Source organism: Streptomyces sp. JJ38 (genome assembly GCF_019303475.1).
Lineage (GTDB): Bacteria > Actinomycetota > Actinomycetes > Streptomycetales > Streptomycetaceae > Streptomyces.
Map to the genome: position 1 here is coordinate 18,484 of NZ_JABLSI010000056.1, position 11,465 is coordinate 29,948.

An 11,465-nucleotide genomic window follows, 5' to 3' on the forward strand; every position below is an offset into this window, starting at 1 on the left:
CCCTTCAGCGAAGAACACCGGAGATGACTACAGAGAGTAGCCGATCGCCGTCAGACGGGGAAGGGTTTCGTAACGGAGCGTCAACCCGGATAGACGGGCGCGGAGCCGTGTTCGGTGACCTCCTGCCAGTCGCCGTCGCGCGGGAGCCGGACGATCCCCTCGGCCGAGTCGGCCAGGAGCGGCTTGTCCTCGTCCTCCGAAGCGGCGATGCCCTCGATCTCGTTGACGTTCGGCAGCTTGGCGGGCGTCCCGGGCGAGCCGTCGGTGGACATCACCCGCACCTGCTGCACGCCCCCGGACTCCTTGCCGACGACCACGAGCCGACTCCCGCCGGCCCAGGAAGCGGCCGCCACGTTCTCCAGCTGCGGCGCGACGTTGCGCAGGCCGGTGACCGTCGCCCGGGACCGCCCCGCCTCGTCGTTCTCCCGTTCGACCCGGCCGAGCATCAGCGTGACGGCCTCGCCCTCCCGGACCAACAGGACGATGCGGATGCCGTCCGCGGCCACCCGCAGCGCCTCGATGCGCCCCTTTCCGAGGGCGGGCACGTCCACCCGTTCGGGCGTCCCGCGGCCGTCGGGGATCCGCAGCAGCCGGGGCTTCTTCGGGTCCCGGTCGGCGACCCACAGGTCCCCCAGACCGTCCCAGCTCGGCGCCGTCAGCCCGGCCGTCCCGTCCTTGGGGAGCCCCGCGCTCGTCAGCACCGGCTTACCGAAGGGCTCCGACGCGTGCAGCGGCCCGACGTACAGGCTCGAACCGTCCAGCGACACCCCCGCGGCCCTCGTCTCGCCGCGGCTCACCGCCACGTGCCGCATCGCCAGCTGACCGGTGCCGAAGGGACCGTCGACGGGGACGCCGGTGCGCTGTTCGTCGCCGAGCGCGACCAGCCGGCTGTTCTCGTCCAGGTAGTACTGCATCGCCGCACGCCCGTTGAGCGCGCCCGGCGCGTACCGCTGCGCCTCCTGGCTGCGGAGGCCGCACAGGAGGTCCCCGCGCTCGTTCTCCAGGACCACCCGTTTGACGCGAGTCGACGACTGGTGGTCGACGGTGTGCAGGAGCTGGGCCGCCATCCGCTCGCACTGCTTGCGCTCGACCCGCAGGGCCTGGCCCTCGGCGCCGCTGGTCAGGGTCACCCGCAGCTCGCCGGAGTCGTCGAGCGCGAGTTGCCGCTCCCCCGCGGCGAGCCGCACGCCCGTCGGATAGGCGGAGGTGGCGACGGGCCGCAGCCAGTCCGTGGGTCCGCTCAGCAGCGCGCGCACCGTCTCCGTCACCGGGTCGATGCGGCGCCGCACGTAGACGGGGTCGGCGACGAGCACGTTCTTGCCCTGGGGCACGTCCCCGGCCTCCGGCCCGAGGCCGGCGTAGTAGTAGGTGTTCACGGAGCGGTAGATGCGCTGGAAGTCGGCCTCACCGAGCACCAGGCCGTCCGGGAGCTTGTCGATCCGCCACTCCCCGTCCTCCTGGCTGAGGTGGAACAGGCCCAGGTAGGGGCCCTCTGCGGGGGTGTAGGCGTGCTTCCCGTCCACCTCGGCGATGCGGGAGCCGGTGACCTCGACGGTGAAACCGCTCTCCTCGACGTCAGGCAGGACTCCGCCGGGCGGTACCTCCGGGCCGCCGGAGATGACGACGGTGTTCGCCGACGGGTCCCAGCTCTCGGCCGTCTCCTTCGTCAGGTACTCGCGGGCCGTCTCGTAGTCGGCCTCGTCGCTGGTGGTCGCCTCCAGGAAGCCCCGGACGATCTGCGCGGGCCGCTCGCCGTCCTGGGGCGGTACGCCGAAGACCCGCACCTGGGCCTCGCCGTCCGAGCGCTGGCTGCCCTCGATCTTCCGCACGTCGCCGCTGGAGGGCATGGACGCACAGCCGGTGAGCAGCAGGGCCCCCACGGCGAGCAGGGCCACGGCGCTCCGCTCAGCTCTCATGGTGGCCGCCCTCCGGACGTCGTGGGGCCCCGGCCGGCAACGCGGGACGATCGGCCTCCGCCACCGGCGCGGGCGGCGGCGGACCCGCCGAGCGGCGGCGGGAGTCCGCGGGCTCCAGCGGGATCGGCGAGCCACGCAGGACCTCCCCGGCGGCGCGAGGCAGCGTCAGCCGGAACTGCGAACCGCCACCCGGCTCGCCCCACGCCTGCAGCCAGCCGCCGTGCAACCGGGCGTCCTCGACGGCTATGGACAGGCCGAGCCCGGTGCCACCCGTGGTACGGGCGCGGGCCGGGTCGGCCCGCCAGAAGCGGTTGAACACGCGCTGCGCCTCCCCTGGTTTCAGCCCCACGCCGTAGTCCCGCACCGCGATCGCCACCGCGCCCTCGCCCTCGGCGAGGCGGATGATCACGTCCCGGCCCTCGCCGTGTTCTATCGCGTTGACCACGAGGTTGCGCAGCACCCGCTCCACCCGGCGGGTGTCGGCCTCGGCGACGACCGGCTGCTCGGCGCCGATCACCACCATCCGGCTTCCCTTGGCGTTCGCCAGCGGCTCGGCGCCCTCGATCACCCGGGTCACCACCTCGCGCAGGTCGGCCGGCGCCGCTTCCAGCGCCGCCGCCCCGGCGTCGAAGCGGCTGATCTCCAGCAGCTCGGCGAGCAGCGACTCGAAGCGGTCGAGCTGGCCGATCAGCAGCTCCGCGGAGCGTGCCGTGACCGGATCGAAGTCGTCCTTGGCCTCATGGATGACGTCGGCGGCCATCCGGACCGTCGTGAGCGGGGTGCGCAGCTCGTGCGAGACGTCGGAGACGAAGCGCCGCTGCATCCGCGACAGCTCCTCCAGCTGCTGGATCTTCACCTGCAGGTTCTGGGCCATCTTGTTGAAGGACTCGCCGAGCCGGGCGATGTCGTCCTCCCCGGTGACCTTCATCCGCTCCTGGAGCCGGCCCGCGGCCAGGCGCTCGGAGATCCCGGCGGCCATCCGCACCGGCGTCACGACCTGCCTGACGACCAGCCACGCGATGGCGCCCAGCAGCACGACGAGGAAGATACCGGCCGTCGTCAGCGTGCCCCGGACGAGCGTCAGCGACTGCTCCTCCGGAGTGAACGGGAAGAGGTAGTAGAGCTGGTACGGATTGCCGTTGACGTCGTTCAGCCGCTTGCCGATGATCAGCGCGGGCTGCGTCTCCCCGTTCGTGCGGACGATCTCGCCGTACTTCATGTACGTGTCGGGGCTCGCGTCCAGGGCCCGGCGCATTTCCTTCCCCACCGACTCCTCGGGCCTGACCTCCCCGGACGCCCGCGGCCCCCGCGTGTTGTTCTCACCGGCGCTGAACGGCAGCGTCGCGTCGTCGGAGCTGAGCGCGACCACCGAGTACACGCCCTGACCACCGCTGGCCAGCTGCTGCACGAGCTGGGTCAGCCACGCCCCCGCGTTCAGGACGTTGCGCCCGCTCTCGGCGTCCGAACCGCCGGCGGCCGCCGCGTTGTCGGCCAGTTCCCTGGCCACCGCGAAACCGCCCGCCGCCTGGCTCTGTGCGGCCTGGTGCTTGGCCTCCAGCAGACCGTTGCGCACCTGGCCGAACACCACGACGCCCAGCACGCCCACGACCGCGAGGGACAGCAACAGCGTCGCCGCGACGACCCGCAGCTGGATGTTGCGCCGCCACAGCCGCAGCGCGGGCAGCAGCGGACGCCGCACCCAGCGCACGAATATGCGGAACAGCGGATGCGCGCGGCTACCGGTACTGCCCTCGGCGATCAGCCCGTCCGGAAAGAGCTGCCCCGCGCGGCGGACCGGCGCGAACACGCCGCCCCGGCCGCCCGAGGACCGTCCCGCCTTCGGCTCCGGCGGAACGGCACCGTTCCCGGTCATCTCAGCCCGGCCCCGCCTTGTACCCGACGCCGCGGACCGTCACCACGATCTCCGGCCGCTCCGGGTCCTTCTCGACCTTGGAGCGCAGCCGCTGCACGTGCACGTTCACCAGCCGGGTGTCCGCCGCGTGCCGGTACCCCCACACCTGCTCCAGCAGCACCTCCCGCGTGAACACCTGCCACGGCTTGCGCGCGAGGGCCACCAGGAGGTCGAACTCGAGCGGTGTGAGGGCGATCGACTGCCCGTCGCGCTTCACCGAGTGCCCGGCCACGTCGATGACCAGGTCGCCGATGGTGAGCTGCTCGGGTGCCGGCTCCTCCGAACGGCGCAGCCGCGCCCGGATGCGGGCGACGAGCTCCTTGGGCTTGAACGGCTTCACGATGTAGTCGTCGGCTCCGGACTCCAGGCCGACGACGACGTCCACGGTGTCGCTCTTGGCCGTCAGCATCACCACCGGCACGCCCGACTCCGCCCGGATCAGCCGGCACACCTCGATGCCGTCCCGGCCCGGCAGCATGAGGTCGAGCAGCACCAGGTCCGGCTTGGTCTCCCGGAAGGCCGCCAGAGCCTTGTCGCCGTCCGAGACGAACGACGGTTCGAATCCTTCACCGCGGAGCACGATGCCGAGCATCTCCGCCAGCGCGGTGTCGTCGTCTACGACGAGGACGCGTCCTTTCATGCGTTCATCATCCCATTACCTGTTCGTGATGCTCGGGTGCGTGATCGGTGACACAGGTCGGCCAGGCCCTCGCCCGTGACCGGCGAGACGACGCCGGCCTCCGTGACGATGGCCGTGACCAGCTCCGGAGGGGTGACGTCGAAGGCCGGGTTGTAGGCCTGAGCACCCAGCGGAGCAACCCGGGCGCCGCCCATCGGCTCCGTGACCTCATGGCCCGCCCGCTGCTCGACCTCGATCCCGGAGCCGTCCGCGGTCGCCAGATCCACCGTGCTCAGCGGGGCGACCACGAGGAACGGTACGTGATGGTAACGAGCCAGGACGGCCAGCGGGTAGCTTCCGATCTTGTTGGCCACCGATCCGTCCGCCGCGATCCGGTCCGCGCCGATGACGACGGCGTCCACCTCACCCGCCGCGAACAGCGACCCCGCCGCGTTGTCCGGCAGCACGCTGTACGGCATGCCCGCCCGGGACGCCTCCCATGCCGTCAGACGCGAGCCCTGCAGCAGCGGCCTCGTCTCGTCCACCCACAGCCGACGCATTTCACCCGCCCGGTGGGCGGCCTTCACCACGGCCAGGGCGGTGCCCTCCCCACCGCACACGAGCGTTCCCGTGTTGCAGTGCGTCAGGACACGCAGGCTGCCGCCCGGCTGCAGCTCCCGCAGCAGCGCCCAGCCGTGCTCGCCCATGGCCGCTCCGGCCTCGACCTCCTCCCGGTGCACCGCCCTGGCCTCGGCCAGGGCCTCGGCTGCGGCCCGCTCCCGGTCCGCGCCCGCGTTCGCAGCCCGCTCGTGCACAGCCTGAACCCGCCGGACGCCGTAGCCGAGGTTGACCGCCGTGGGCCGGGCCCGGGCCAGCTGGTCGGCAGCCTCCCGGACGTCGAACCCCCGCGCCGCGGCCAGCGCCACGCCGTAGGCGCCGACCACGCCGAGCAGCGGCGCGCCCCGCACCGTCAGCGAACGTATCGCCGCGACCAGCGCGGGCACGTCCGTGCACACACACTCGACCTCCTCCAGCGGCAGCCGCGTCTGGTCGAGCAGGACCACGACCGGGCCCTCGGGAGGCTCCGCCCACCGCAGGACCGGAACCGCGTTCGCTTCGTGATCAGCCATCGGCCCAGTCTGCCCGCTTCCCGCCCCCACGGGCAGGGCCCGGTACAAGGACAGGGACCCCATGGCACGATGGCTGCCTACGACGAACAGACGACCGAGGTGGATCCCCAGTGAACGACGCTCCGGGCTGGGCCTCGCCCGGGTCTTCCGAGCCAGAGCAGCCCCAAGGAGACCGCGACCGGGACGCGTCCGCACCCGACGCAGCACCCGAGGGCTCCGGTGCGCCGACGCCGTCCGGCTGGTCGCCACAGCAGCCGCCGCCCGGCGGCCCCACCGGCTGGAGCGCCCCGGGCGACCAGGGTGGCTGGGGCGGGCAGCAGGGCTGGAGCCCTCCCGCGGCCCCCGGCGGCTGGCACGGACACTCCGGCTGGCACTACGCGCACGCCGCCAAGCCCGGGGTCATCCCGCTGCGGCCCCTGGGCGTGGGCGAGATCCTCGACGGCGCCGTGTCCACCATGCGCGCCCACTGGCGGCCGGTCCTGGGGATCGCCCTGGGCATCGCGGTGCTGACCGAGCTGGTCGCCACCGTCGTCACGGGGGTGTGGTTCAACGACATGAGCAGCCTCGCCGCGCTGCAGGACAACCAGAACCCCACGATGGACGAACTCGCCGACGCCTTCGGCACCACCGCGGCCAGCGAGGGCGTCCGGCTGTTCATGGTCATGATCGGCACCGTGCTGGCGACCGCCATGCTCACCATGGTCGTCAGCCGCGCCGTCCTCGGCCGCTCCGTGTCGGTGGCCGAGGCCTGGGAGGACGCGCGCCCGCGGCTGCTGCGGCTGCTCGCCCTCACGGTCCTGGTGGCACTGATCGTCCTGGGTGCCCTGGCCGTCGGGATCGTCCTCGGAGCACTGCTCGGCGCGGCCGCAGGCGGCCCCGCCGCCGGCCTCTTCGTCGTCCTGGGCACGCTGGGCGGCCTGGTCGTGGTCGTCTGGCTGTGGGTGCTGTTCAGCCTCTCCGCCCCGGCGCTGATGCTGGAGCGAGCCACCGTGACCGGGGCGCTGCGACGTTCGGCCAAACTCGTCCGCGGCTCCTGGTGGCGCATCTGCGGCATCCAACTCCTCGCCGCCCTGCTGGTCATGGTGCTCTCGTTCATCATCTCGCTGCCCGCCAGCCTGGCCGCCTCGGCGGTCGGCGGCGGCTCCGGCGGGCTGCTGGGCGACGTCCCCGAGACCCTCACCTGGCCGTACCTGATCATCCTGGCCATCGGTGCCGTGGTGACCGCCACGGTGACGCTGCCGTTCAGCGCCGGCGTCACGGCCCTGCTCTACATCGACGCCCGCATCCGCCGCGAGGCACTGGACCTGGAACTCGCCCGAGCGGCGGGGACCACCGGCGACACAACGCGACAGCCGGGACCGGCCGCGTCAGAGAGCTGACGCGATGGCCGGGGTGACAGCGCTGGGCGGCGCGGCCGCGGCACTCGCGCCGAAGGCCGCGGAGGGCGACGACGTCCCGGTCACGATCGACCGGGACAGCGGCCGCGAGGCAGCGGAACGCGAGCTGTCCAAGCCCGTCTACCAGGCCGACGAACCCGGGCTCGTCGAGCGCGCGGTGGAGTGGGTCCTGGACCGGCTGAACGACCTCCTCGGGGCCGCCCTCGACCTCAGCCCCGGCGGCTGGGCCGGCCTGGCCGTCATCGCCCTCGCGGTCCTGGCTCTGCTCATCGCCCTGCGGCTGCGGCTGGGCAGGCTGCGTCCCGGGCCCCACGCCGCCACCGCGAGCCTCTTCGACGCCTCGCCCCGCAGCTCCGACGAGCATCGCGCCGCCGCCGAACGGGAGGCTGCTGCCGGGGCCTGGAGCGCCGCCGTGCAGGAGCGGATGCGCGCCGTCGTGCGTGGCCTGGAGGAACGAGCCCTGCTCGACCCCCAGCCCGGACGCACGGCCGACGAGGCGGCCACAGAGGCCGGACGCGCCCTCCCCGGCCACGCCGCGGCGCTGCGCTCGGCCGCCCGCGCCTTCGACGAGGTCACCTACGCCGGACGGCCCGGCACGCAAGCCGCCCACGCAGAGCTGCGCGCTCTGGACGAGGCCCTTCGCCGAGCCCGCCCGCAGCTCACCTCCACCGGCCCCGAGGAAGGACCCCCTCGATGACGGCCGCGCCCGCCACCCCCTCTCCGCCGACCTCGTCCCTCTCCCCGTCGGCCCGCCTGATCTGGCTCCGGTCGCGAGGGCTCCTCGTCGCCCTGCTGGTCCTGCTCGTGGCAGCGGTGGTCATCGCCCTCCTGCGCTCCGGCGAGCAGCGCGGCGCCCTCGACCCCCGCTCGGCCGACCGGAACGGCACCCGCGCGGTGGCCGAGCTCCTGGCGGACCGCGGGGTCGAGACGAGGGTCGTGACGACGACGGCCGAGGCCGCGGACGCCGCCGCGGCCGACACCACGCTCCTCGTCGCCCGACCCGAGCTGCTGACGCAGCGGCAACGCGACATGCTCCGGTCGGCGACGGCGCGCAGCGACGGCCGGACGGTCCTCCTCGCCCCCGACGCCTCCACGACCACGCTCGTCCCGGGCCTGCGGGCCGCCGGCACGCCGGACGTCGGCCCCCTCGCCCCCCGCTGCCCCGCCGACTACGCCCGCCGCTCCGGCTCCGTCGAACTGGGCGGCATCGGATACGAGGTCACCGCGGAGGACGCCGACACCTGTTATCCGGCCGACGGCCTGCCGAGCCTGGTGCGTGTACCGTCCGCCGGCGGCGACACCGTCGTCGTCGGCAGTGCCGGCTTCCTCCACAACGAACGCCTCGACGAGGAGGGAAACGCAGCGCTCGCGCTGCAGCTCCTCGGTTCACGTGAGCAGCTCGTGTGGTACCTCCCTTCTCCCGCCGATCCCGCCGCCGGCGACTCCGGCGACGAGAGCCTCATCGAGCTCATCCCCTCCGGCTGGCTGTGGGGCAGCATCCAACTGGCCATCGCCGCCGTGCTCACCGCCGCGTGGAGAGCCCGGCGGCTGGGCCCCCTCGTGCCCGAGCGGCTGCCGGTCGTCGTCCCGGCGGCGGAGGCCACCGAGGGACGGGCCCGCCTCTACCACCAGGTCGACGCCCGCGACCGCGCCGCCGACGCACTGCGTGCCGCCACCCGCCTGCGTCTGGCGCCCCTCCTGGGCATCGCGCCCGGACAGGCCCACGCACCGGATACCGTCGTTCCGGCCATCGCCCGCCACACCGGTGAGCACACATCCGGTCACACCCTCCTGTTCGGTCCGCCACCGCAGGACGACGCCGCCCTGGTGCGCCTCGCCGACGACCTTGACCGACTGGAACGCCGCATCAGCCCCGCCTCCGCCGACTCGACGACAGACAAGGACCGACCTTCGTGAGCGCCCCCTCCCCAGACAACGCCCGCGCTGCCCTCGAAGCCGTCCGCGGTGAGATCGCCAAGGCCGTCGTCGGACAGGACGCCGCCGTCACCGGGCTGGTCATCGCCCTGCTCTGCCGGGGCCATGTGCTGCTGGAAGGAGTGCCCGGCGTTGCCAAGACGCTCCTGGTCCGCGCCCTGGCGGCGACGCTGACGCTGGACACCAAGCGCGTGCAGTTCACCCCCGATCTGATGCCCAGTGACGTGACCGGCTCGCTCGTCTATGACGCCCGGACCGCCGAGTTCTCCTTTCAGCCGGGCCCGGTCTTCACCAACCTGCTGCTGGCCGACGAGATCAACCGCACGCCTCCGAAGACCCAGGCCTCCCTTCTGGAGGCGATGGAGGAGCGGCAGGTCTCCGTCGACGGAGTGCCCCGCCCGCTGCCCGACCCGTTCCTGGTGGCGGCGACCCAGAACCCGGTCGAGTACGAGGGGACCTACCCCCTACCCGAGGCACAGCTCGACCGATTCCTCCTCAAGCTCAACGTCCCCCTTCCCTCGCGTCAGGACGAGGTCGGCGTCCTCACGCGCCACGCCGAGGGCTTCGACCCGCGAAACCTGCACGCTGCGGGCGTTGAGGCCGTCGCCGGCCAGACCGAGCTCGAAGCCGCCCGCGAGGCCGCGGCCCAGACCTCGGTCTCCCCGGAGATCGCCGGCTACATCGTGGATATCTGCCGCACCACTCGTGACTCCCCTTCCCTCAGCCTCGGGGTCTCGCCCCGAGGTGCCACTGCGCTGCTCACCACAGCGCGCGCATGGGCCTGGCTCACCGGCCGCGACTACGTCATCCCCGACGATGTCAAAGCCCTTGCGCTACCGACGCTCCGTCATCGCGTCCAGCTCCGCCCGGAAGCGGAGATGGAGGGCATGACCGCCGACGGCGTGATCAACTCGATCCTCGCCCGTGTTCCCGTCCCCCGCTGAGCCGGTGACCTGACCATGGCCCTCACCGGACGCTCAGCTCTCCTCGCTGCTCTCGGCACGCTCGTCGTCGGCCTGCTGCTGCCTGGCTGGCCGGGGCTCCTCGCCGTCCAGCTCCCTCTTGCACTCGCCATTGTTTATGACCTCATCCGCGCCGCGCCAGTACGAGCCCTCCAGTTCACACGTTCCGGTGATACATCAGTTCGACTCGGAGAGCCTGCGACGGTTCGCCTGACGCTCGCGAACCCCTCCCCCCGCCCCTTGCGCGCAGCGGTTCGTGACGCCTGGCCACCCAGCAGCTGGTACCCGGGCACCGAAGTCAACGCGTCCCGGCACACCTTGACCGTCCCGCCGGGCGAACGTAGGCGCATCCTCACCGTTCTCACGCCCACGCGCCGCGGCGACCGCAAGGCCGCACGCGTCACCGTCCGCTCCAACGGCCCGCTCGGCCTAGCCGCGCGTCAGGGAAGCCACGACGTCCCGTGGACCGTGCGAGTGCTGCCCGCCTTCGCCAGCCGACGTCACCTTCCCGCCAAGCTGGCCCGCCTCCGCGAACTCGACGGCCGCACCAGCGTTCTGACCCGCGGTGAGGGCACCGAGTTCGACAGCCTCCGCGCGTACATCCCGGGCGACGACACCCGGTCCATCGACTGGCGGGCCACCGCCCGCCAGTCGACCGTCGCCGTGCGCACCTGGCGGCCCGAACGCGACCGACACGTCGTCATCGTCCTGGACACCGGCCGGACGGCAGCCGGACGCGTCGGCGACGTTCCCCGTATGGACGCGGCCATGGACGCCGCGCTGCTCCTCGCCTCCCTCGCCACCCGCGCCGGCGACCGCGTAGGCTTCCTCGCCCACGACCGCCGGGTCCGGGCCCAGGTCCAAGGCCGCAGTTCGAAGGACGTGCTGCCCGCCATGGTCGAGGCGATGGCCCCCCTGGAAGCGGCCCTGATCGAGTCCGACGCCGACGCCATGGTCTCGGCCGTCCTGAGCAACGCCCGCCATCGGTCACTCGTCGTCCTGCTCACGGGACTTGACGCGGCACCGGTCGAGGAGGGCCTGCTGCCGGCCTTCCCGCTGCTCACGCAGCGCCACTCCGTGGTCGTCGCCTCGGTCGCCGATCCCCGCATCGAGGAGATGGCCCGAGCCCGGGGCACGGTGGACAGGGTGTACGAGGCCGCCGCGGCGGCCCAGACCAAGGCCGAGCGTCACCGGGCAGCCGACCAGCTCCGCCGCCACGGGGCCACGGTGATCGAGGCGCCCCCCACCGACCTCCCGCCCGCCCTCGCCGACGCCTACCTCGCCCTCAAGGCCTCGGGACGGCTCTGAGGTCCCCGCGTCACCGAGCAGACCGACGGCTGGCCCGACGCCATCGCCAACGGCCACGGCATCGCGCTCGCCCCGGCATCCGCGGCCGCGTCCACGCCCCGACGCGGCCTCGCACCCGTGGCGTCCGTCATCCCAGCCAGGTCGGCGTCGCCTCGGCGGCCGTGGACGGCCGGAACCCGCTCGTACAGGACTGCGCACGCTGCCTGGAAGCCGGCCATCGGGTTGCTGAAACGCAGAAAGCCCCGTTGGAATTGAATCCAACGGGGCTTCCCACAAAGATTGTTCG

Annotated in this window: 9 protein-coding genes; 5 read left to right on the top strand and 4 right to left on the bottom strand. The window is 73.1% G+C overall.

Annotated features, from left to right (window positions below; genetic code table 11):
* Positions 1-80: 80 nt before the first annotated feature.
* The 4 genes from HPT28_RS23295 to mtnA are packed head-to-tail and all read right to left on the bottom strand — an operon-like array spanning position 81 to position 5,577.
* Positions 81-1,916, bottom strand: a complete 1,836-nt coding sequence (locus tag HPT28_RS23295; RefSeq protein WP_219093227.1) for an LpqB family beta-propeller domain-containing protein — start codon at positions 1,914-1,916, stop codon at positions 81-83.
* Positions 1,906-3,789 carry an MtrAB system histidine kinase MtrB gene (mtrB, locus tag HPT28_RS23300; protein WP_219093229.1) on the bottom strand — a complete coding sequence of 628 codons (1,884 nt, stop codon included), beginning with the start codon at positions 3,787-3,789 and terminating at the stop codon, positions 1,906-1,908. Before mtrB ends, HPT28_RS23295 begins: the two co-directional genes overlap by 11 nt.
* A 1-nt stretch (position 3,790) precedes the next feature.
* Entirely contained in the window at positions 3,791-4,468 is a 678-nt protein-coding gene (gene mtrA, locus HPT28_RS23305) for a two-component system response regulator MtrA (protein WP_100204620.1), read from the bottom strand.
* The gene (mtnA, locus tag HPT28_RS23310; RefSeq protein WP_219093231.1) at positions 4,465-5,577 is read right to left on the bottom strand and encodes an S-methyl-5-thioribose-1-phosphate isomerase; all 1,113 of its coding nucleotides are present in this window, start codon (positions 5,575-5,577) and stop codon (positions 4,465-4,467) included. Before mtnA ends, mtrA begins: the two co-directional genes overlap by 4 nt.
* A gap of 110 nt (positions 5,578-5,687) precedes the next feature.
* On the opposite strand from mtnA, the gene HPT28_RS23315 reads away from it, so the two are divergent.
* The 5 genes from HPT28_RS23315 to HPT28_RS23335 are packed head-to-tail and all read left to right on the top strand — an operon-like array spanning position 5,688 to position 11,179.
* Positions 5,688-6,956: a hypothetical protein gene (locus tag HPT28_RS23315; RefSeq protein ID WP_219093233.1), complete on the top strand. Its 1,269-nt coding sequence runs from the start codon at positions 5,688-5,690 to the stop codon at positions 6,954-6,956.
* 4 nt (positions 6,957-6,960) lie between these two features.
* Positions 6,961-7,671 (top strand): DUF4129 domain-containing protein, encoded by a 711-nt coding sequence (locus HPT28_RS23320; protein ID WP_219093235.1) that lies wholly within the window; start codon positions 6,961-6,963, stop codon positions 7,669-7,671.
* Positions 7,668-8,891, top strand: a complete 1,224-nt coding sequence (locus HPT28_RS23325) for a DUF4350 domain-containing protein (RefSeq protein ID WP_219093237.1) — start codon at positions 7,668-7,670, stop codon at positions 8,889-8,891. The genes HPT28_RS23320 and HPT28_RS23325 overlap by 4 nt, the downstream gene beginning before the upstream one ends.
* On the top strand, positions 8,888-9,853 hold the full coding sequence (locus HPT28_RS23330) for a MoxR family ATPase (protein WP_219093239.1): 966 nt from the start codon (positions 8,888-8,890) through the stop codon (positions 9,851-9,853). Before HPT28_RS23325 ends, HPT28_RS23330 begins: the two co-directional genes overlap by 4 nt.
* 15 nt (positions 9,854-9,868) lie before the next feature.
* Positions 9,869-11,179, top strand: coding sequence for a DUF58 domain-containing protein (locus HPT28_RS23335; RefSeq protein WP_219093241.1), 1,311 nt, complete (start codon positions 9,869-9,871; stop codon positions 11,177-11,179).
* Positions 11,180-11,465 lie beyond the last annotated feature (286 nt).